The following is a 22216-nucleotide window of genomic DNA, read 5'->3' as shown; positions in this document are numbered from 1 at the left end:
TCATTCCGGAACAGGCCACATAAAGATGGCAATAACGCCAGGCCCAACATGGCTGCCAATGACGGCTCCAATATTGGTGTACACCACTTCATTCAGTGTAAAATGCCCACGCAACTGCTCTGCACAAGCAATCGCTGATCCGGGATCTGCGGTATGGCCTACGGCCACATTCACACGTTTACCCGCAAGGTCCTGTTTAAACAGCTCAATGATGCGTGCCATTGCTTTTTTGTGTCCTCTGACTTTTTCAACAGCGTATATGACACCTTCCTCATCAATGGACAAGATGGGCTTAATATTCAGCAAGGTGCCCAGAATAGCCGCTGCCTTACCGATCCGCCCGCCTTTTTGCAGGTACTCCAGCGTATCCACAAGGAAAAACAGCTTGCGGCTCTTCTGCATGGCTTCTACAGCTGCAGCAATCTCAGCTGCCGACTTGCCTTGACTCGCAAGTTCAGCTGCCTGAATGACCATCAAACCATATCCATACGATGCCGACTTGGAGTCCATCACCGTAATGTCGCCCTCACGCTCCAGCAGGGATTTGCCCAGCAGTGCCGATTGATAGGTTCCACTCATGCCCGATGACAGGTGAATCGAAACAATTGGACGTTCAGGGTCTTCATCCAGCAGAGTTTGGTAGATGTTCATGAATTCGGTTGGCGAAGGCTGTGACGTGGTAGGGAGCGCCGAAGCCTTCGCCAATTTTGTATAAAACTGTTCCGACGTCAGATCAACGCCGTCTGCATAACTTTCTTCACCAAACAGAACGCGCAGCGGAACAACATGAATTCCGTATTTACGGACAAGCTCTTCCGGTATATCTGCGGTGCTGTCTGTTACAATCGCAACCTTATGGCTCAAGCGAGATCGCCTCCTTGCGTGAGTGTACTATCAAGACTCCACAGAGAACAAATAATAATAAACCGGCTGTCCTCCAGAATGTACCTCCACCTCAGCATCAGGATATTGCGCCTCCACCCATGCCGCAAGCGCAGCAGTAACCTCAGAGTCAGCTTCTTCCCCCTCGAGGATGGTAACCACTTCATCTCCACTCGCCATCATCTGCTGCAGCACTCCTTCACACGCACGAAGCATGCTTTCGTCTGTCGCAACGATTTTGGAATTATGGATACCAATGTAATGGCCTGCCTTGATATCCAGCTCATCGTACTGAGTGTCCCTTACGGCATGGGTAACCTGACCCGACTGCACCCGGCCAATGGCTTCCAGCATTTGATCACGGTTCGCTTCAGCAGACTCATCCTCCTGAAAAGCAAACGCAGCTGCCATACCCTGCGGAATCGTTTTGCTCGGTATCACCGTGATCCGGCGTTCGTCTTCAAGCAGTTCGCGTGCCTGTTCGGCAGCAAGAACAATATTGGAATTGTTCGGCAAAATAAACACCTGTTCCGCAGCGATCGAGCGAACTGCATTCACAAAGTCTTCGGTGCTCGGATTCATCGTCTGTCCGCCGGACAGGATTACGTCCACCCCGAGGCTTTGGAAGATTTCCGCAATGCCCTCACCGGAGGATACAGCGATAAAACCATACGGTGCCATTTCATCTGCCGGAGGTACTGCCTCTTCCTGACTGCGCGTCGTTTCAGGCGGAATCTCTGCAAACAATTCAGGAGAAGGCGCAATGTCCATGCCTGCCGTCAGCAGATCCCGGTGCTGTTCACGCATATTCAAAATGTGGATCTGTGTAATTTCACCGTAGCGAAGTGCCAAATTCAATACATCTCCAGGTGTCTTGGAGTGCACATGCACCTTGATTACATCGTCGTCAGCAATAATGATGATGGAATCGCCGTTGACTGACAACGCTTTCCGGAATGCCTCATCATCGAATGCCACGCCTGCATTATCGCCCAGCTGGCGGTTAATGAAGAATTCCATATCATACAGGAATTCGATATCTTCCGTTTCCAGTCTAGCCTGTGCAGACAACGGCATCTCTGGAGCAATGACCTGCTGTGCAGGCTTTGCAGGCACCTCTTCTGCCGGTACAGCCGGTTTCAATGCGGACGATGCCACAGATGGTTGTACTTCTTTTTGCAGGGATGCACGGCTAACACCGTCGGTCTGCAGCAGAACTTCCATAAAACCTTCGTAAATATATACAAGCCCCTGTCCACCCGAATCCACGACGCCAACCTGTTTTAGTACAGGCAGCAATTCCGGAGTCGTTGCCAGTGCCTCTTTTGCTTTTAACAATACTTCATTCATTAATTCGGTAATATCATTCGTCCGTCTTGCATAGTAGCTGGCATGTTTCGCAGCTTCCTTAGCCACGGTAAGAATGGTTCCTTCAACGGGCTTCACGACAGCTTTATACGCTGCGTCCACGCCGTTTTGGAGGGCTGCTGCAAATTGGAGCGTATTCAGTTCCTCGTAGGGAGCAGCTGAACGACTGAAACCACGGAACAATTGCGATAAAATAACGCCTGAATTCCCCCGTGCGCCCATGAGCAGGCCTTTGGATAAAATACCGGCAGCTTCACCGATGGAGTCAGAACTCTTGCGTTTAATCTCTGCGACTCCTGCACTCATTGTCAAATTCATGTTCGTTCCCGTGTCGCCATCCGGCACAGGGAAAACATTCAGGGAATTGACGTGCTCTGCATGCTGTCCAAGTTGTTCCGCGCCGGCGAGTACCATTGCGGTGAAATCTGTTCCATTTAAAGAACGTATACTCAAGTGAGAATTCCCCTTCCTAGCTTGATACACGAACATCTTGCACCAAGATGTTATCTGGTCTGTTCATGCGCTGACGCTTATTGCGTCATTCTTCGTCCATACCTTGTCCGGCAAAGGCATACAATTCAACATGTCGTCCGGATCGACGGTCTGGGCGGCCGGGCCACCGATATCCTGCAACCGCTGAAGCCCGAGTTCGGGGCATACGGATATGCACCGGTATCGAAAGCCGGCATGAATGCCGCATGGAGACTGGTGCCAGTGATGGAAATGCCACAGCGCACAGCGTTGCCAAATTGCAGACCACCGACCTCTTGGGCCGGTCAAATCTCCGGCTTTCACGCGGCAACAACCTGTTCACCGCTGTATTATGGACTATTCAACATTGTACTATATTAGGCAGGAGAAATAAATAAAGTTTTTGGATCAGTTGACGAAGCTTTTTTGGGTATGATATTATATTCAAGTATTGTTTTATGCAGGTTAAGTAATGGAAATGATCCGGCCATGCCGGCTTGAACAACGCCATTAGCTACTGGAGCCTGACTATTATGGTCAGGAAGAACAATTTAGCCTTTAAGGAATGACTTTCGTCTCTCCGAAGGCAACTGGTTATTTTAGGATAGGAGGTGTAATCTATGTCTCGCAAATGTTATGTGACAGGTAAGAAACCGGGCACCGGTAACCACGTATCCCACGCTAACAACCGTAACCGTCGTTCTTGGGGCGTAAACGTTCAGAAGGTCCGTATTCTCGTGAACGGTAAACCAAAACGTGTATACGTAAGCACCCGTGCACTGAAAGCCGGTAAAGTGACTCGCGTATAATCACGCAAAGCTACTATAAATCGGATAAGCAAAAAGCACCTTGTTCTCTGCAGGTGCTTTTTTGGTATGCAAAAAAGGACATAAGTACCTGCGCAAGCATGTGAATGCCCGCCGCATGGCGCTTCTCAGGTTGGATTTTCCAATCGTCCTGAAGCCAACGCGGCGGTATTCGCCCTTGGTGCCTGCTCTCAATCTTATCAGTTCTTTTGAAACGTATTAAGGATCGCCTTTACAAACCCTCCCAAAAACTTCGGCAGTTTGAATGTGTAAAATTTCATACTTCACCCTCCCCATCATGCTCATGCATCCGCCGTATCCTATGCTTCAGGGCCTTCTTCACCTTAAACACGACAAAAAAGGCTACATGAGAAACCTGCTCATGTAACCATATTTATGCGGAACCACCTGTCCCTATTCCAACATGACGAGCCCGAAGAAGAGCCCATTTACGTTTGGGCAGGAACATACTGATAGACAGCGATCATGAATACGCTCAGCAAGTAATACAGGATGCTGAATATGACGAACGTAACGCGCGATCGTGTACGATCAAACTTACGAAAATACATAATGACAACGCCTACGCCAATCAGTGAGGTAAGCGCATTGTATGGGGATTGAATGACTGCAAATAACGCAAGTACCAGTCCTGTTACGAGGCTCGCAGCCATTGTCCACAGCGTCTCCTTAAGGCCCATAGAATCAGCCTCCGTAGCTGCTACGAATTTCGGCAATGGCAGCTGCACGGTCCTCACGTCCGAATACCGCACTACCTGCAACGAGTACATCGGCGCCTGCTTCCACAACGAGCGGTGCAGTATCGGCCGCAATTCCCCCATCTACTTCGATGTGCACATCATGGCGTCCTTTTTCATTCAGCCAGCTGCGAATTTGTCTGATTTTGTTCATTGTTCCCGAGATGAACGCTTGTCCCCCAAAACCAGGGTTCACGGTCATGACCAGAACCATGTCCACGTCATCCAGCACTTCCTGAATGGCACTGGCTGGCGTCCCTGGATTAAGAGCAACCCCCGCCTTGACGCCCTGTTCCTTAATCAAGTGGATCACACGGTGCAAATGCACACATGCCTCCGCATGAACGGTAATAACTGCCGCTCCCGCTTTGGCAAATTCCTCAACGTACCGTTCCGGATTTTCAATCATCAGATGTACATCCAGTGGCAGGTTGGTATGTGGAGCAATGGCTTTTACAATGGCTGGACCAAGCGTAATATTCGGGACGAAATGACCGTCCATGACATCAACATGTATCCAATCGCCGCCAGCAGCTTGCGCTTCAGCTACTTCAGCACCGAGACGTGCAAAATCTGCAGATAAGATGGATGGAGCAATTTTAATCATATTAGTACCTCCGCTTCTTGTCTTTCATTTCTGTAAGGAAAAGCTCATAATGCCGGTAGCGGCTGTCGGAGATTAGACCTTCCTCCTTGGCTGCAAGTACTCGGCATTGGGGCTCATGCGTATGGGTACAGCCGCGGAATTTACACTGATCCGCATACTGGGCAAATTCCCGGAAACAGGTGGATAGTTCCTCCACACCAATCTCCAGAAAGTCCAGTTGGCTGAATCCGGGTGTATCTGCTACAAATCCGCCATTATCCAGCGGGATCAATTCAACATGTCTGGTCGTATGTTTGCCGCGGCCAAGACGCATACTGATTTCACTCGTTTCCAGCGTCAGCCCTGGCATCAGGGCATTAAGCATGGAAGACTTACCTACACCGGACTGACCAGAGAACACACTAATCTTGCCTGCAAGGCGCTCTTTGAGCTGTTCATTGCCTTCGCCGGTTCGCGAGCTGGTCGAGATGACTTCATACCCAATCTGTTCGTAGAGCGCCTTAACCTCGGCCACAGTGTCCCTGGTATCTTTCTCTGGGTCTACGAGATCCTGCTTCGTTAATACAATGAGAGCATCCAGTCCCGCCTGCTCGATATGTACAAGAAATTTGTCCAGCAGATTGAGGTTCATGTCTGGTTCTTTAACGGAGAACAGAAGAACAGCCAGACTGACGTTCGCAACAGGGGGACGGATTAATTCAGTCTCCCGTTCTCGAATCTCGTCTACTGTTCCTTCACCATTCTCTGTCAGCATATAGCTAACGCGGTCACCTACAAGCGGAGACACGCCTCTCTTCTTGAATATGCCTCTCGCTCGGCATTGAACGGCGGAGCCTTCAACCGAAGGCACCCCGTTTTCTAACAATGGCATGACATAATAGTAACCGCTTAGCGCTTTTACGATGATACCTTCTGGCATAGCTCCGTCGCCCTCCTTTAATTTGCGTTGCATTCAACCTAACGTCAGCAATAAGCCGTCCTCATGGACGGCTTGATGCGTTAACGACGTCATTATTTTTTTCTTTTCCATGCCCCTTACCTTTGCCACTATTCATGGCAGACGTATCTTCACTTTCATTATCTTCTTCACCGTCGGTAGGAGTGGATTCAGGTTCACCTTCCTGGTTGCTATCCACGCTGCCTTCGTCACCACCGCCGCCTTCTTCAGGCTCATTCGCTGGAGGTGCTGGCTGATTACTGATCTCAGGCTCAATGGTTGGCACAATTACGGTGCCATTCTTGGCCTCTGCGTAGGTAACCACGTACGTATCCAGGAACTGACCATCACGATATACAGATACAGCACCATTCTCATTCGGAGCCAGAACAAGCGGAATGGTCAGGGCCTGATTGGACTTGTTAATGGTCCGGGTTCCCCATTCCTGATTCTTGCCACGGGCATCTTCGAATGTAATACGAATCTTGCTGTTTTTGCCCTCTTCTTTTGGTGAAACGTTGATATTGAAGGAGTACTCCAATGCCTCAGGAGGATAGCCCGTGCTGACGAATATGGTGATTTTGTCACCAGGTTTTACATCGGCTCCAGCTTCCACAGGCCATTGCTGGGTCACTTTCCCCTTCTCAACCGTATAGCTCGACTCTTCCTGAACCTGAGCCAGAACCAGTCCGGCAGACTTGATCATCTGCTCAGCTTCGTTGCGGGTACGATTTTTCAGATCAGGCATCTTCACCGTCTCCGCGCCTTTGCTAACCGTTAAGACAATTTCGGTCTGTTCCGGATCAAATTCTTCATCGGCTCCAGGAGTCTGCGAGATAACCATACCGGAAGCAACGTCATTAGAGTAATCGTCTTTACGCTTAATGCGATCTTCACTGATCCCCAGATTCGTCAGATCCTTGACTGCATCCTCATAGGAATCACCTTCAACGCTGATCATTTTGGTCAGTTCTTTTTCGGCTCCGACACTAAGTTGAATTTCCGAACCTTCCTTGACCACATCGCCTTCGTTTCGGCTTTGTTCAAATACGATGCCGGGATCGACACCTTCCTTGTACTGCCTAATGATATCATCGCTCACAACTAAACCCTCATCCTGAAGAATCTGGCGTGCCTTTTCTTCAGTCTGGTTAACAACATTAGGCACTTTCACTTCAGGCACAACGAGCATACCCTTGACGTACCACACAACACCCACCATGGCGATTAAAATTAGGACAGTCAATGAGATCAATAGTGTTGGTTTTTTCCAGTTCTTCGTTTTGGGCTTGCCTTTGTTGTTCTCCTCGTCCAGTTCCATGACCGGAGCCGCGCCTGTAGAAGTAATTCCTCGAGGTTCCGGCTTGATGGCAGGCATGACACGGGTTTGATCCACATCATCCTCATCCGGGAAGTCGATCTTGGTTTCATTGCGACGCTCCGGCATCAAACAGGTTTCCAGATCGTTCTGCATTTCCTTGGCCGACTGATAGCGCTCCTGCGGATTTTTCCGCATTGATTTCAGAATAACATTTTCCACACTTTGCGGAATCAGCGGGTTGAAATTGCGAGGTTCATCAAATTCTTCCTGCAGATGCTTTAAGGCAACACTGATCGGACTCTCGCCGAGGAACGGTAGCTGCCCAGTCAGCATTTGATAGAGTACGATACCGAGAGAATATAAATCCGACTTCTCGCCAGTAACAATACCTTTGGCATGCTCTGGTGAGAAGTAATGCACGGAGCCGACTACGGAGCCGGTTTGTGTAATCGTTGTGGATGTAACCGCTCGGGCAATCCCGAAATCGGTAACCTTCACACGGCCGTTACGGCCAATCAATATATTATGCGGTTTGATATCCCGATGGATAATCTGATTATGATGTGCATGATCCAGAGCATCTGCAATTTGGGAAGCAATTCGAACAGCTTCATCCACCTGCAGGGGAGCCCGCTCTTTAATAATCTCATTCAGGTTTTTGCCTTCCACATACTCCATAACAATATAATGAACGTCATCTTCCTGGCCTACATCATAGATGCTGACGACATTCGGATGAGATAAAGAAGCAGCAGACTGCGCTTCTCTACGGAAACGTCGGATGAATTCCTCATCATGTACAAATTGCTGTCTCAGCACCTTGATCGCCACATTCCGGTTCAGAAGGAGATCCTGGGCCTTGTACACAAGTGCCATGCCGCCACCGCCAACGCGCTCAATGACTTCATAGCGTCCGCCTAGCTGGTGCCCAATCATGACTCACACCCCGTTTCCGTTACCACGGAACCTTCCTGTTGCACTTCAAACAGCGCAACCGTGATATTATCATCTCCGCCAGCCAGCAGAGCTAACTGAAGCAGTCGGTCCGCTCGCTCTTCCAGCGGCAGATCCTGATTCCCGGCCACCTGAACGAGCTGTTCGTTGCTGACCAGATTGCTAAGTCCATCACTGCACAGCAGCAAAACTTCGCCTGTTTCCAGCTTGATGGAATCCAGATCCACTTTTACTTCTGCATCGGTTCCCAGAGCACGGGTCAGCACATTGCGACGCGGATGATGAGATACATCTTCCTTGCTGATCTGACCATTTTTAAACAATTCATTCACCAGGGTATGGTCTTCCGTTAACTGGATCACTTGTTTGTTTGCAATTTTGTAAGCTCGGCTATCCCCGATATGACCGATAACGCCTTCGGCATCATTCAACAAGGCAGCAACCACGGTCGTACCCATGTTGTGGTATTTGTCATCCCCGGATGCAGTCCGATATATCACTTCGTTGGCATGCAAAATAGCATCGCTGAGGGCAGCAGACAAGGATGCATGTGACAGCCCCGGTTCCAATGTCCCAAGGTCATGCACCAATGTCTCAACTGCCAGACGGCTTGCGGTATCTCCAGCGAGATGCCCGCCCATGCCATCGGCGACAATGCCCAGAATATACCCTGTCTCCAGATTACGGATCCAGGCTGAATCTTCATTAACCGAACGCACGCGTCCGATATGGCTCACATGAACTGTTTTGATCAAAACGTTCTCACCTCAACTCCATATGCTTTGCACGAAGCTGACCGCAAGCGGCAGCAATATCATGTCCCTGTTCACGACGAATGGTTACATTAACACCCTGCTCCGAAAGAATCTTCTGAAAATTGAAAATGTCGCTTCTCGATGTTCTTACATACTTGCGTTCAGGTACGTGATTGACTGGGATCAGGTTCACGTGGCAGAGCATGTTCTTGAGCACGCTTGCGAGTTCTGCGGCATGTTCCGGCTGATCGTTCACTCCACCGATAAGGGCATACTCGAATGTTATTCTCCGGCCTGTTTTGGCCAGGTAATACCGAAGGGATTCCATCACATCGTCAAAAGGAAAACGACGGTTTACCGGCATCAATTTGGAACGCAGCGCATCATTCGGTGCATGGATGGAGATGGCCAGATTGATCTGCGTATCTTCATCAGCAAACTTGTAGATGTTGGGTACGATTCCGCTTGTGGACACCGTGATGTGGCGCTGACCGATATTCAGGCCCTTTTCGTGAATCATGATGCGCAGGAAAGTCATTGTCGCTTCGTAGTTTTCAAACGGTTCACCCGAACCCATGATAACGATGCTGCTTACACGTTCGCCGCGCTCATCCAGAATCTTCTGAGCCTGTACGACCTGAGCAACAATCTCGCCTGCTGTCAGGTTACGTTTCAGTCCACCCAGTGTGGACGCACAGAACGTACAACCGATTCGGCAGCCCACCTGTGTCGTTACACAGATGCTGTTACCATAGTTGTGCTTCATAATAACCGTTTCGATTGCATGATCATCATGAAGGCCAAACAGGAACTTCACCGTTCCATCCTTGGATTCAAATTTCGTAATTTCGGTAAGGGTTACAAATTCAAATTGCTCTGCCAGCTTCTCGCGCAGTGCTTTGGACAGATTCGTCATTTCACTGAAATCATTTACTCGCTTCACATATATCCAGTCGAAAATCTGACCACCGCGAAAAGCGGGTTCCCCATTCTCAACAGCCCATTGCTGCAGCTCTTCCAGGGAAAAATCATATATAAAAGGTTTCATTTTGTTGTCAACACCTATTCCTTCTTTTCTTTTCATTCTTCCTATTCTATCACAAAGACCACTTTACATCCATGTATGCCCTAGAGTCTTGCACTTCATGCATTATAACACCTCGGCGCACAAGCCGCACCCCATTACAAAAGAAATCCGCCGAAGTTCCCCCCGGCGGCCTTCCTTGCGTGCTATGGATTTATTCATTAGCTGTACGTGTTAGCCTTGCAATGAAAAAGCCGTCACTGTGTGCATACTGGGGCAGGATCTGCACGCCCCCGTTCACCGGATTCCACTTTTCCATCTCGGTTCCGGTCCAGGCAGAATCCAAGGCCTGGTATTCGGCATGGCGCTTCAGGAAGTCAGCGACCATAAGTTCGTTCTCTGCTGGCTCAATCGTACATGTGCTGTACACCAGAACGCCGCCCGGCTTCAACAGCGTTGCAACCCGGTCCAGCAATTCACGCTGCAGCGCCGAGATATCTTCAATATCCTCAGGCGACTTGGTCCATTTGACATCCGGCTTCCGGCGAATGACACCGAGACCTGAGCACGGCGCATCCAGAAGGATGCGATCAAACGACGCATGAGGGTAACGTTCATCCAGATCCAGTGCATCTCCAGTTACTGCATCAATACAGCCCAGACCCAAGCGGTCTGCCTGATCCATGATAAGCTGGCGCTTATGTGCATGTACGTCATTGGCAATGATCCGTCCACGGTCCTGCATTTTCTCGGCCATGTGAGCTGTCTTACCGCCAGGAGCTGCACAGCAATCCAGCACGGTTTGGCCTTCTTCAGGTGCGACCGCTTCCGCCACAAGCATGGAACTTTCGTCCTGCACTGAGAACAATCCATCCCGGTACCATGACGTTAGTGCCATATTCCCACCGCTACGCACCAGAATGCCGTCAGGACTTAACCGGGAAGGTTCTACCACTGCACCCGTGCTCTCCATCTCGCGCATAAGTTTCTCACGAGTGGTCATTGTCGTATTTACCCGGACACTCACTGCCGGTGGTTCATTATTGGCCTTGCAGATCGCTTCTGCTGTCTCTTCACCGTATTGGGCGATCCAGCGTTTAACCATCCACAGCGGATGAGAGTGCTCCAGTGCAATGCGTTCAGCAGCTGGCAGATCATTCGGAATACGCAATTCGTCCCGGTTACGGATCATGTTGCGCAGAACGCCATTGACCATGCCCGAGATTCCCTGGTGACCCAGTTTCTTTGCCAGATTGACGGCTTCACTTACAACAGCATGTTCGGGAATCCGATCCAGGTACAGCATCTGGTAGACACTGATCCGCAGCAGACTTCGTACCCAAGGCTGGAGTTTGGCGATTCCTTTGGCTACAAAACGTTCCAAAAAATAATCAAGCGTGTTCCGTCTAGCAATTGTTCCGTATACCAGCTCGGTTGCCAGCCCTGCATCTGCCGGACTAAGCTCAGCCTCTTTCAGACGCCGATTGAGTTCCAGGTTACTATAAGCCCCATCCTGTTCCACAGCACTGAGCACTTTAACTGCAAGTGCGCGCGGTGAAGTCTTTGGTCTTTGGGAACGCGCAGTTCCTTCCGAATTTTGAGAGCCCCCATCTTTTCGGGAGCCACCCGGCTTCCCTGGATTCGGGCGACGGTTCTGGTTTCCGTTACCTCTACTCGGATTGTCTGCTGATCTGCCGGATCTATTCTCACTCATCGTAACACCGTGCCCGGTCTCAACGTGCCGCCACGACCGAAGTCAGCCGCCTTCATCGCTTTCTTGCCGGCCGGCTGAACTTCTGTGAGCCAGAGTGAACCGTCGCCTGTCCGCACCTCAATGCCCGCTGCGTTCAGCTGCAGCACTGTGCCCGGCTCAGCTTGTACATTGGATGGAGCATCTGAATCACTCACCTGATTGGGGTTAGCAGCAGCCCATACTTTGAACACCTGCTCGTCCCACATCGTGAATGCACCAGAGAACGGAACAAGACCACGGATCTGGTTATAAAGTTCACGAGATGTACGATTCCAATCCATTTTCTCGTCTTCTCTAGTCAGATTGCGGGCATACGAAGCTTCGGCTTCATCCTGAGGGACAGCCGTGGTTTCCCCCGCAATAAGACGGGGCATTTCTGCCTGCAGCAGCTTGGAGCCTGCATCGCTGAGCTTCACAAACATGGTGCCAGAGGTGTCCTCATCGGTAATTGGAACTTCCACACGAGAGATCATGTCCCCGGTATCCAAACCTTCTGCCATAAACATCAAGGTAACTCCCGTTACGGACTCCCCGTTAATAATGGAGCGCTGAATTGGAGCACCACCACGATATTTAGGCAAAAGAGAACCGTGCACATTTACACAGCCTCGTATTGGCATATCCAATACTGCCTTCGGTAAAATCTGCCCAAATGCTGCAGTCACAATCAAATCAGGCTTCCACTCAGCCAATCTGGCCACGGATTCAGGATCACGCAGCTTCACCGGTTGAAATACTGGCAGGCCATGGCGCTCAGCCGCAGCCTTAACAGGCGTTGGCGTGAGCACTTTTTTGCGGCCCTGCGGTTTATCGGGCTGGGTGACTACCCCCACCACGTTATAACCCTCAGCGATGAGCATATCCAGAGAAGGGACAGCAAATTCCGGGGTACCCATAAAAACAATATTCAAATCCATCACTCCTTAATTACGTCGCGGTCCAGCCTGATCCGCTGCGATTTCGTACACCTTCTCGGCGATATCCGTGAAGAGCACCCCATCCAGGTGATCAATCTCGTGCTGGAATGCACGGGACAACAGACCGCTGCCCGTAATAATCAGTTCATTGCCTTCACGGTCCAGGCCTTTAACGGTAACTGTCTCAAAACGACGAACGTCGCCGTTAATACCAGGAATACTCAGACAGCCTTCCGGCCCGAACTGTTCGCCTTCACTTGCGATGATTTCAGGATTAATCATTTTGATGAGGCCCTGTTCATCGCCAGCATCAATGACAATCAGACGTTTCAAAATGCCTACTTGAGGCGCTGCAAGGCCTACACCTTCAGCGTCATACATTGTATCTGCCATATCATCCAGCAGTTTTTGCACATTGGGTGTTACTTTTGTAACTTCCTTGGCTCTTTTGTGAAGCACTTCATCCGGCTCTTTAACGATAATACGAATCGACATGTTGTAAGCACCTTCCTAACCCAGATCTCCTATTGGGTATCATTCTTTTGATTTTTGTTTGCTTTATTTGCTTTCTTTAATCTATGTTTATACCGCTTGTTCACATCCACATTTTGCGTTATTCATTTTCACCACTTATAGGGTGCGAAGTGTTCCTTGGAAAATGATGCAACATGCTTACATTAACATTTGCGGGTCTACATCCAAACTAATGAGCAGTTTTTGCGCCTGAACATCATCGTCCATGCGCCGGGCCGTCTCCAGAGCAATTCCGATGGCGTCTACATCCCCCCGCCATTTTATCATACATTGGAATCGGTATCTATTCTTGATCCGTGGAATGGGCGAAGCTACAGGGCCAAGGACGTCAAAGGCATCGTTGCTAAAACGGTCCAGGCTTCCCAGCCAACCTGCTGCATTGGCGCGTTCTTTCAACAAACGTGTATAATTCTCAGCCAGCCGGATCAGAACGGGCAACTGCTCATGCGAAAAGGTCACCAGAATCAGACGGCAATACGGCGGGTATTGCAGATTGCGGCGATGAAGCAATTCCTCACGCACAAAAGAAACATAATCATGCTGGCTTGCATGGCCAATGGAATAGTGCTCAGGCGTATAGGATTGGACAAATACCTCACCAGGCAATTGATGCCGCCCTGCACGTCCTGCCACCTGGGTCAGCAGTTGAAAGGTCTTCTCGGCAGCCCGGAAATCGGGCAGGTTCAGTGCTGAGTCTGCCGTGATGACACCGACAAGGGTGACATCCGGGAAATCCAATCCCTTGGCAACCATCTGGGTACCAAGCAGCACATCCGCCTTTTTCTCCCGGAACTGCTTCAGAAGTTTCTCATGCGAACCCTTCTCCGTTGTTGTGTCCACATCCATGCGAATTACACGGATTCCCGGGAACAACTTAGCCAGTTCTTCCTCCACTCGCTGCGTACCTGTACCAAAATAACGGATATGTTCACTGCCACATTCCGGGCATACCTCGGGAGCTGCTTCCGCATACCCGCAATAGTGACACCGGAGATTGTTCGAACGCTGGTGATACGTCAGTGAAATATCACACTCGGGACAGCCGGCCACATAACCACAGCTGCGGCACATGACAAAAGTGGAATATCCCCGGCGGTTCAAAAGTAAAACCGTCTGCTCCCCACGCTCCAAGCGCTCCTCCAGCCCCTTGTGCAGAGCCCGGCTGAACATCGAACGGTTGCCATCCTTCAACTCTTCGCGCATGTCAATGATCCGCACATCCGGCAAATTGTTGCCGAGCGCCCGAGTAGGCATCTCCAGCAGAAGCGGAGCAAAATCATCATTGCTCTGCGAACGTGCGGCATAATAACTTTCCAGCGAAGGCGTAGCAGAGCCCAGGACCACGACAGCCTGATGCTGCTGTGCTCTTTTTACAGCTACATCACGTGCATGATATTTCGGCGTTTCTTCCTGTTTGTAAGAGGTCTCATGCTCCTCATCCATAATGATCAGACCAAGTCGGTCAAATGGAGCAAAGACAGCGGAACGTGCGCCAATAGCAACCTTTACCTGGCCTTCCCGGATTTTGCGCCATTCATCATAACGTTCTCCGCCCGAAAGACGGCTGTGCATGACGGCAACCTGGTCTCCGAATCGTCCTTTAAACCGCTCGACCATTTGTGGTGTGAGCGCGATCTCAGGTACAAGGACAATCGCCTGCCGATCCTGCTCAATGCACTGCTGAATCGTCTGCAGATACACTTCCGTTTTACCGCTGCCTGTTACACCATGTAACAAAAAGACGCCATGGCGCCTTTCCTGTAATCGGCCATTTATTTTATCGTACACATTCTGCTGCTCTGCAGTAAGAGCAAGCGGTTCAGTGGCGCGAAACTTTCTGCCCTGGTAAGGGTCACGAAAGACTTCCACGTCTTCCGTTACCAGCAGCCCTTTCTCCTCAAGCCCTTTGACGGTAGCCGCAGACACTTGAAGCGTGGCCAGCAATTCTTTCATCGGCATCGGCAGTAGCTCTTTCATTTCCAGCAGAAAAGCAAGAACCTCCTTCTGCCGCTGTGCCTTAGCGGGGAAAGACGCAAGTGCCTCCTGCGCCGCAGCCGCATCTACCGCCAAATCCACTGCCTTCATTGTTTTTTTGTTCAGCTTGTCCTTGATTGCCTGGCTCTCCAGCAATACACCGCCAAGCAAAAGCTTTTTGATCAATGCTGCATGGTTGGGATATTTCCGGCTCAATTGCTGCAAAGGGACCTGCCCGCGACTTTTAACAAAACGTATAATGTCCTGCTGTACCTTCTCGGATGTGGACTCCTCTCCCCACACGAAGAGAACATCTTCATCCGACTGTGCTCGGGCCTGCTGTCCATCCAGTGCATCCCCAATGGAGATATATCGCTCCGCTTTACCTTTCAGTGCAGTCGGCACCATCACCTGTAACGACAAAATGCGGTTACTGGCATATCGTTCACTCATCCACTCCGCGAGCTGCACCAAATCTTCTGACAAAGGGGGAACGATATCCAACAGTTCCTGAATGGGTTTCAGTTTGAAGGACTCTGTTCCGGTACGCGGTACAAGATCAATCACGAATCCCTGCACGGTACGATGTCCAAATGGCACGCCTACCCGACTGCCAATCTCTATCCAATCACGCATCGATTCCGGCACCAGATAATCAAAGGGCCGGTCTGTCTGCTTCACCGGAACATCGACAATAACCTTGGCGATCTCCATATTTAATTCCTCCCGGCAATGCGCTCCGCCGCAATCGCAAGCAACCGGTGAGCTATGTCTTCCTTAGACATCACCTGAAGCTCTTCCACCAACCCTTCACGGTCATAAATATGAACCGCGTTGGTATCTGCTCCAAATCCTATACCCGGAAGGGCAACATCATTGGCTACGATCAGATCACAATTTTTCCGTTCCAGCTTCTCCCTTGCGTACATCTCTACTGAATGGGTCTCTGCGGCAAAACCAATTAGAAATTGATGACTTTTTTGCTTGCCTAACGTTTCAAGAATATCTATATTTTTAACAAGTTCCAGCGATAGGGTATCGCCTTTCTTTTTCATTTTCTCCTCGTATACTTCCTTGGGCCGGTAATCAGCAACCGCCGCTGCCTTCACCACGATATCTGCATGCTCCCAATGACTTGAGACTGCTTCGTACATATCTTGTGCAGACTGTACCCGTATCACTTCCACATTCGTTGGCGGCTGAACCTGCGTACTGCCCATAACCAGCGTAACCTCTGCTCCCATATCACGTGCTGCAGCAGCAATGGCAAATCCCATTTTGCCGGAGGAGTCATTGGTAATATATCTGACAGGATCAATACGCTCAATGGTTCCCCCGGCCGTTACAACCACTCTTTTGCCCTTTAACAATGTGGTCTGTTGATTCAAGCCCGATTTGGCTTGCGCCTGATCTCCAAAAAAACGTTCAACCACCTCGACAATCGTCTCCGGCTCTTCCAGTCGCCCCTTACCCACGTATCCACATGCGAGCTGTCCTTCACTTGGTTCAATCATTAGTGTTCCTCGCTCGGCAAGCAGACGCATATTGTGCTGTACAGCAGGGTGATCATACATATGAACATTCATGGCAGGTGCGATCATCACTGGGGCAGTCGTTGCCAGCAGTGTTGTTGAGAGCATGTCATCCGCCATGCCATGTGCCATTTTGGCAATAACGTTGGCTGTTGCCGGAGCAACGAGAACCAGATCTGCCATATCGGCCAAATGAATGTGTGATACCACCGATGGCTCGCGCTCATCGAATGTATCACTGTAGACTACATTTCGGGTCAACGTTTGCAGCGTTAATTCGGTAATAAACTGTTTGGCTGAGTCTGTCATAATGACGTGAACGTCCGCCCCTTTTTGCACCAGTCTACTGCATAATGTAGCCGCCTTGTATGCGGCTATGCCGCCTGTCACGCCAAGTACGATTTTTTTACCGTTCAACATGGTTATTTCCCCCGATATATACGACGTTTACACGATGAATAGAGAAAAAAATAACAACCTCGCGGTTGTCAAATAAGTCCGGCTTGCGCCGTATGCAGTTGAAGAGCAGCCGCAGGCGGCTTACTCTTCTTCCTCTTCGTCCTGTCCTTTGATGACAACGAGATGATCACCATAAATTTCTTCGAGTGCAACGCCAACCTGTTTATGGGATCTCGCATTTCTCAGATCCGTTTTCTCACCTTCACGAAGCTGTCTGGCCCGGCGGGAAGCAGCAACAACAAGAGAATATTTGCTGTCGACTTTGTTCATCATTTCATCAATAGAAGGATACAGCATGTTTACAAAACACCTCTTTGCATTAGTATAATTCCATGTACCCGCCTGACAGAATGCAACCGTTCAATCCATTCACATGAACCGAACTTGATCTGACCATCTATAGATATATGTCAGTAGTTCTACGAATTATTGCATCCTGCGGCGGGCAAAAGGAATTATTTATTGATCTTACAATGTTCGGCGATAATAATGCTTTCTATTCGTTTGCACGCCAAATCAATTTCATCATTAACGACAGCGTAATCGTACTGCTCCAGCAGACTAATCTCATCCACGGCTACGGACATCCGGTGATCAATCGTTGCCTGACTTTCCGTACCACGTCCCTGAATGCGATCTTTGAGCTCGTCCAATGAAGGAGGCAGCAGAAATACAAAGATCCCTTCCGGGAACTTCTCTTTCACTTTTAACGCGCCTTGAACTTCAATCTCAAGAATGATGTCGCGGCCTTCGTTAATCGTTTTCTCCACAAAATCACGTGGTGTTCCATAATAGTTACCTACATATTCTGCATGCTCCAGCAGCTGGTCTTCAGCAATCATGTTCAGGAACTCTTCATGACTTCGGAAGAAGTAGTTCACACCATGCTCTTCACCCAGGCGAGGCTGGCGAGTCGTTGCAGACACAGAATAGATCAACTCCGGCACACGTTTGCGCAAAGCGCTGCATACTGTACCCTTCCCGACCCCAGATGGGCCGGACAACACTATCAGTAATCCCTTAGACATATTACACTCCATTTTATTCGTCGTTGTCATCATCTTTCGAAGAAAGACGATGGGCGACCGTCTCAGGCTGAACCGCCGACAGAATGACATGATCGCTATCCGTAATAATCACGGCACGAGTACGTCTTCCGTACGTTGCGTCTATCAGCATATGACGATCTCTTGCCTCTTGTATAATTCTCTTGATCGGCGCCGATTCCGGACTTACGATGGATATAATCCGGTTCGCCGATACGATGTTACCGAATCCAATGTTAATGAGTTTGATTGCCATAACCAGGTTCTTCCCCCTATACATGCGACTCTCTTGCCGAAATATGGCCGTTCATTCGATATTCGCCGCCTGCTCGCGAATTTTCTCCAGCTCCGCCTTCATCTCGACAACACGGTTCACCAGAGCCAAATGGTTGGCTTTTGATCCAATCGTATTGACTTCCCGATTCATCTCTTGAATAAGAAAGTCCAACTTGCGGCCTACCGGCTCTTCACTCTTCAGCAGTTCCCTGCTCTGTCCGAAGTGGCTGAGTAGACGCGTAAGCTCCTCCTCTATGTTAGAACGATCGGCAAACACAGCAATTTCCATACCCAATTTATGCTCGTCAAAAGGGAAAGAGCCTTCCTCCTGCAATTCCGTAAGCCTTTGTCTTAACTTGTTGCGGTAATCCGTTACCACAGTAGGTGCAAGAGCAAGCATCTCGGTATGCAGCGACTCCAGACGACTAATCCGTCGTTCCAGATCACTGGCCAGATGAAGACCCTCGCGCGCGCGCATTTGCTCCAGACTGGACAAGGCCTCTTCCAGGCTCTGTTGCAGCACACGCTCCCATTCGTCCTTCTGTTCCTCGGGAATTGAACTCGTTCCATCGGAATGAACCATGACATCCGGCAACGCAAGCATGTCCATAATGCTCGGTTTGCCCTGCATCCCAAAGCGGGATTCCAGCTGTTCTGCCGCCTGCAGATAGGCCCTGACTGCCTGCTCATTAAGCACGGCAGGAAGAGCCTGGTCTTCATCTTTTTCTTTCATTACATAAACATCAATCCGCCCGCGCTTCAGCCGGCTCTGCACTCTTTTCCTCAATCCATCTTCATAACATGTCCACTCTTTGGGCATGCGCATCATCACTTCACAGTAACGATGATTGACGGACTTGATCTCCAATTGTACCTTATAGCCTCCAAAATGAAAGGCAGATTGACCGTATCCGGTCATACTGAATGACATCGGCATCACATCCGTTACACTATTGTAATTGATTATTAGGGTTGAAACAAGTAGGACATTGGTGCTCGGACTTCTCCCATACATATTGGGTCAGTTCGGCAGTCATGCCGTAGAACATAAACGGGGTCATCAAGTAGATCCCCTTGAAATGGGCTGTTGCCACATCCAGCAGCTCTTTGGCAATTTTCACTCCCATGGCCCGTCCCTCTTCTCCTTCGAGACCAGCCATGCGGGAACGGACTTCTTCCGACAGCTGAATTCCTGGAACTTCGTTGTGCAGGTATTCAGCATTCCTTCCACTAGCCAGCGGCATTACGCCGACGAAAATAGGCACTTCCAAATGTTTGGTCGCTTCATGCATCGCTACGATCAATTTCGGGTCGTAGACAGGCTGCGTCATAATGTAATCGGCACCAGAGGCAATCTTTTTCTCCAGTCTCTGAACAGCCTTATCCAGATGTTTCACATTAGGATTAAACGCTGCCCCGATGACAAAACCAGCCTTCTGTTTAAGCGGTTTTCCAGAGAAAGCTACACCGTCGTTCAATTGCTTGATCATACGTATAATTTCAAATGAAGTCAGATCGTATACGGAACTGGATCCGGGCAGATCACCGAAACGCGCTGGATCACCTGTAACGGCAAGCACATGGTTGATACCGAGAGCATCAAAACCCATCATGTGTGACTGGGTCCCAATCAGATTTCGGTCACGGCAGGCAATATGTACAAGCGGTCGTAAGCCAGTACGATCCTGAACGAGATGTCCCAGAGCCATATTACTCATGCGGGTAACCGCCAAAGAGTTGTCAGCCAGTGTCAGCGCATCCGCACCAGCCGCTTTCAGCGTTTCGGCGCCTTTCATGAATTTGGCAATATCCAGGTCACGAGGCGGGTCGAGTTCAACGATAACCGTGTGGCGCTGTTTGACCAGATCCACAATCGTCGGCTGACCGCCACGTCCGGAACGTTCATCTACATTTTCGTGCAACACGATACGCGGTTTGGCTTCTGCAGGATCAGGCTGGGCAATAGGTGCTGGGGCGTATTCGGTAAGGGCCCGGGCGATTGCTGAAATATGATCAGGTGTTGTACCGCAGCATCCACCGATAATGCGGGCACCCAGATCAGCGAATTGCACTGCCGTCTGACCGAAATATTCCGGTGTTGCACCGTAACGGAACTGGCCATCAACATAGTCTGCTGCCCCCGCGTTAGGGTAAACGGACATCGGAATTCCGATTCTTCCGGATACAGTTTCCATGGCACGCATGATTCCATTTGGACCGGAACGGCAGTTGAATCCGATCACGTCAGCACCCTGCTCGCGCATGATCCGAAACGCTTCCGGCATCGTGTATCCATCCAGTGTATGTCCTATATCCTCAACCGCAAACTGCCCAATCACCGGCAGATCACTCAGCTTACGAGCCTGCACCAGGGCGATATCCATCTCTTCGATATCATAGAAGGTTTCAAGCAGAATCCCGTCAACCCCTTCATCAAGCAGGGCAAAAATCTGTTGTTCGTAGAAACGCTTCAGTTCACTTGTCGATACGTTGGTCCGCTTGCCTCCACGAATGGAGCCCACAGCCCCGAGAACGTAACCGTCTGAACCGGCGACATCCTTGGCAATGCGCACACCTGCACGATTGACTTCCGCCACCTTCGATTCCAGTCCGAACTTGGACAATTTGTCATAGTTGGCAGAGTACGTATTTGTCTCAAATATTTCAGTACCCGCTTCCAAATAACGACGATGCACGTCTGCTACTACTTCAGGTGAAACCAAATTTAATTCCTCGTATGAAATTCCTACCGGGAAACCCATTTGGTACAGATATGTTCCCATCGCCCCATCTCCAATGAGAACTCGTTCCTGCAAGACACTCCGCAAATCCGCCTTCATCCCTTTTCCCCCCGCCTAGCTGATCATTTCATACTAATGTAACACAAAAGCCGATCAATAACGTAGAAAAACACAGGTTTTCCATGAAATTCGGTCAAAAAAAGAGGCCCGAAGGCCTCTTGGCTTAAACTGTCATCTTATGAAGTGACTCCCTTGAAAACAATCTCTGCCGGACCAGTCATATACACATGATTGTCAGCTTCGTTCCACTCAATATGCAGGTCTCCGCCTTTGAGGCTAATAATTGCTGTACGATCCGTGTGTCCATTTAGTACTGAGGATACGAGCGTTGCGCAAGCTCCGGTTCCACAAGCCAATGTTGGACCAGCCCCTCGTTCCCATACACGCATATCGACGAATCCGCGATCGCGCACAGTGGCGAACTCAACGTTGATCTTTTTCGGGAACATCGGATGAACTTCCAGCACCGGTCCCCAAGTCGAGAGATCAAAGTTCACCGCATCATCCACATAAATCACTGCGTGGGGATTTCCCATCGAAACTGCCGTGAATTTGAACTCCTGCCCGTTCGCCTCAATGGAATGATCAACCACAGGGTTAGCATCCACCGTTGTCGGAACTTGAAGCCCGTCCAAAATGGGCTCGCCCATATCCACACGAACGGTTGCCACCTTGCCGTCAACTACATTGAGGGTTACCGGCTGCACACCTGCGCCGATGGTTTCGATCGTAATGTGCTCTGATGTCACATGACCATGGTCATAAACATACTTGGCTACACAGCGAATCGCATTCCCGCATTGTTCCGCTTCCGAACCATCGGAGTTCATAATGCGCATCTGAAAATCCGCCTTTTCCGAAGGCAGTATATAAACGAGTCCATCCGCACCGATGCCGAAGAAACGGTTGCACCATTTCACAGCCAGCTCTGCTGCATCAGCCGGAAGCTGTTTTTCTCCAAATACAACGATAAAATCGTTGCCAAGTCCATGCATTTTCGTAAATTCCATATCCTTGCCCACTCCTTTTGGCAGTCTGCTG

General features: G+C 49.9%; 22 protein-coding genes. 2 read left to right on the top strand and 20 right to left on the bottom strand.

Annotated elements, in window-relative coordinates; genetic code table 11:
* Both ABGV42_RS25080 and ABGV42_RS25075 read right to left on the bottom strand, forming a co-directional pair.
* Positions 1 to 864: a DegV family protein gene (locus tag ABGV42_RS25080; RefSeq protein WP_347384166.1), complete on the bottom strand. Its 864-nt coding sequence runs from the start codon at positions 862 to 864 to the stop codon at positions 1 to 3.
* 30 nt (positions 865 to 894) lie between these two features.
* Positions 895 to 2703 (bottom strand): DAK2 domain-containing protein, encoded by a 1809-nt coding sequence (locus ABGV42_RS25075; RefSeq protein ID WP_347384165.1) that lies wholly within the window; start codon positions 2701 to 2703, stop codon positions 895 to 897.
* A gap of 21 nt (positions 2704 to 2724) precedes the next feature.
* Between ABGV42_RS25075 and ABGV42_RS25070 the strand changes: the two genes are divergently transcribed.
* Positions 2725 to 3102 carry a hypothetical protein gene (locus tag ABGV42_RS25070; RefSeq protein ID WP_347384164.1) on the top strand — a complete coding sequence of 126 codons (378 nt, stop codon included), beginning with the start codon at positions 2725 to 2727 and terminating at the stop codon, positions 3100 to 3102.
* Positions 3103 to 3341: 239 nt separating this feature from the next.
* Positions 3342 to 3530: a 50S ribosomal protein L28 gene (gene rpmB, locus ABGV42_RS25065; protein WP_024631107.1), complete on the top strand. Its 189-nt coding sequence runs from the start codon at positions 3342 to 3344 to the stop codon at positions 3528 to 3530.
* Positions 3531 to 3727: 197 nt separating this feature from the next.
* Here rpmB and spoVM read toward each other — a convergent pair whose 3' ends face one another.
* The 18 genes from spoVM to dapF form a co-directional block, all read right to left on the bottom strand.
* On the bottom strand, positions 3728 to 3808 hold the full coding sequence (gene spoVM / locus ABGV42_RS25060; protein ID WP_019424875.1) for a stage V sporulation protein SpoVM: 81 nt from the start codon (positions 3806 to 3808) through the stop codon (positions 3728 to 3730).
* A 168-nt stretch (positions 3809 to 3976) separates the two neighbouring features.
* Positions 3977 to 4228, bottom strand: coding sequence for a hypothetical protein (locus tag ABGV42_RS25055; protein ID WP_183521749.1), 252 nt, complete (start codon positions 4226 to 4228; stop codon positions 3977 to 3979).
* A 4-nt stretch (positions 4229 to 4232) separates the two neighbouring features.
* Complete coding sequence (gene rpe / locus ABGV42_RS25050) at positions 4233 to 4892, bottom strand: ribulose-phosphate 3-epimerase (RefSeq protein WP_095290279.1); 660 nt, start codon at positions 4890 to 4892, stop codon at positions 4233 to 4235.
* A 1-nt stretch (position 4893) separates the two neighbouring features.
* Positions 4894 to 5811 carry a ribosome small subunit-dependent GTPase A gene (rsgA, locus tag ABGV42_RS25045; RefSeq protein WP_347384163.1) on the bottom strand — a complete coding sequence of 306 codons (918 nt, stop codon included), beginning with the start codon at positions 5809 to 5811 and terminating at the stop codon, positions 4894 to 4896.
* 61 nt (positions 5812 to 5872) lie between these two features.
* The gene (pknB, locus tag ABGV42_RS25040) at positions 5873 to 8086 is read right to left on the bottom strand and encodes a Stk1 family PASTA domain-containing Ser/Thr kinase (RefSeq protein WP_347384162.1); all 2214 of its coding nucleotides are present in this window, start codon (positions 8084 to 8086) and stop codon (positions 5873 to 5875) included.
* Positions 8083 to 8859 carry a Stp1/IreP family PP2C-type Ser/Thr phosphatase gene (locus tag ABGV42_RS25035; RefSeq protein WP_347384161.1) on the bottom strand — a complete coding sequence of 259 codons (777 nt, stop codon included), beginning with the start codon at positions 8857 to 8859 and terminating at the stop codon, positions 8083 to 8085. Before ABGV42_RS25035 ends, pknB begins: the two co-directional genes overlap by 4 nt.
* A gap of 7 nt (positions 8860 to 8866) precedes the next feature.
* Positions 8867 to 9907: a 23S rRNA (adenine(2503)-C(2))-methyltransferase RlmN gene (rlmN, locus tag ABGV42_RS25030; RefSeq protein ID WP_095290542.1), complete on the bottom strand. Its 1041-nt coding sequence runs from the start codon at positions 9905 to 9907 to the stop codon at positions 8867 to 8869.
* A 190-nt stretch (positions 9908 to 10097) separates the two neighbouring features.
* On the bottom strand, positions 10098 to 11597 hold the full coding sequence (rsmB, locus tag ABGV42_RS25025; protein ID WP_347384160.1) for a 16S rRNA (cytosine(967)-C(5))-methyltransferase RsmB: 1500 nt from the start codon (positions 11595 to 11597) through the stop codon (positions 10098 to 10100).
* On the bottom strand, positions 11594 to 12553 hold the full coding sequence (fmt, locus tag ABGV42_RS25020) for a methionyl-tRNA formyltransferase (protein ID WP_347384159.1): 960 nt from the start codon (positions 12551 to 12553) through the stop codon (positions 11594 to 11596). Before fmt ends, rsmB begins: the two co-directional genes overlap by 4 nt.
* A 6-nt stretch (positions 12554 to 12559) precedes the next feature.
* Positions 12560 to 13048 (bottom strand): peptide deformylase, encoded by a 489-nt coding sequence (gene def, locus ABGV42_RS25015; RefSeq protein WP_347384158.1) that lies wholly within the window; start codon positions 13046 to 13048, stop codon positions 12560 to 12562.
* A gap of 177 nt (positions 13049 to 13225) precedes the next feature.
* Positions 13226 to 15775 (bottom strand): primosomal protein N', encoded by a 2550-nt coding sequence (priA, locus tag ABGV42_RS25010; protein WP_347384157.1) that lies wholly within the window; start codon positions 15773 to 15775, stop codon positions 13226 to 13228.
* Between the two features lie 2 nt (positions 15776 to 15777).
* On the bottom strand, positions 15778 to 17013 hold the full coding sequence (gene coaBC, locus ABGV42_RS25005; RefSeq protein ID WP_347384156.1) for a bifunctional phosphopantothenoylcysteine decarboxylase/phosphopantothenate--cysteine ligase CoaBC: 1236 nt from the start codon (positions 17011 to 17013) through the stop codon (positions 15778 to 15780).
* Positions 17014 to 17133: 120 nt separating this feature from the next.
* Positions 17134 to 17349, bottom strand: coding sequence for a DNA-directed RNA polymerase subunit omega (rpoZ, locus tag ABGV42_RS25000; RefSeq protein WP_095290265.1), 216 nt, complete (start codon positions 17347 to 17349; stop codon positions 17134 to 17136).
* Between the two features lie 158 nt (positions 17350 to 17507).
* Positions 17508 to 18080 (bottom strand): guanylate kinase, encoded by a 573-nt coding sequence (gene gmk, locus ABGV42_RS24995; RefSeq protein ID WP_090901057.1) that lies wholly within the window; start codon positions 18078 to 18080, stop codon positions 17508 to 17510.
* 13 nt (positions 18081 to 18093) lie between these two features.
* Positions 18094 to 18354, bottom strand: a complete 261-nt coding sequence (gene remA / locus ABGV42_RS24990) for an extracellular matrix/biofilm regulator RemA (RefSeq protein ID WP_006209218.1) — start codon at positions 18352 to 18354, stop codon at positions 18094 to 18096.
* Positions 18355 to 18405: 51 nt separating this feature from the next.
* Complete coding sequence (locus tag ABGV42_RS24985) at positions 18406 to 19305, bottom strand: YicC/YloC family endoribonuclease (protein ID WP_347384155.1); 900 nt, start codon at positions 19303 to 19305, stop codon at positions 18406 to 18408.
* A 19-nt stretch (positions 19306 to 19324) separates the two neighbouring features.
* Positions 19325 to 21214 (bottom strand): bifunctional homocysteine S-methyltransferase/methylenetetrahydrofolate reductase, encoded by a 1890-nt coding sequence (locus tag ABGV42_RS24980; protein ID WP_347384154.1) that lies wholly within the window; start codon positions 21212 to 21214, stop codon positions 19325 to 19327.
* Between the two features lie 137 nt (positions 21215 to 21351).
* The gene (gene dapF, locus ABGV42_RS24975; RefSeq protein ID WP_347384153.1) at positions 21352 to 22185 is read right to left on the bottom strand and encodes a diaminopimelate epimerase; all 834 of its coding nucleotides are present in this window, start codon (positions 22183 to 22185) and stop codon (positions 21352 to 21354) included.
* Between the last annotated feature and the right edge of the window lie 31 nt (positions 22186 to 22216).

The sequence above is a fragment of the Paenibacillus pabuli genome (assembly GCF_039831995.1).
Classification (GTDB): Bacteria; Bacillota; Bacilli; order Paenibacillales; family Paenibacillaceae; genus Paenibacillus; species Paenibacillus pabuli_C.
The sequence above is the reverse complement of the archived record's forward strand: the minus strand, read 5'-3'. Positions and strand labels throughout refer to the sequence as shown.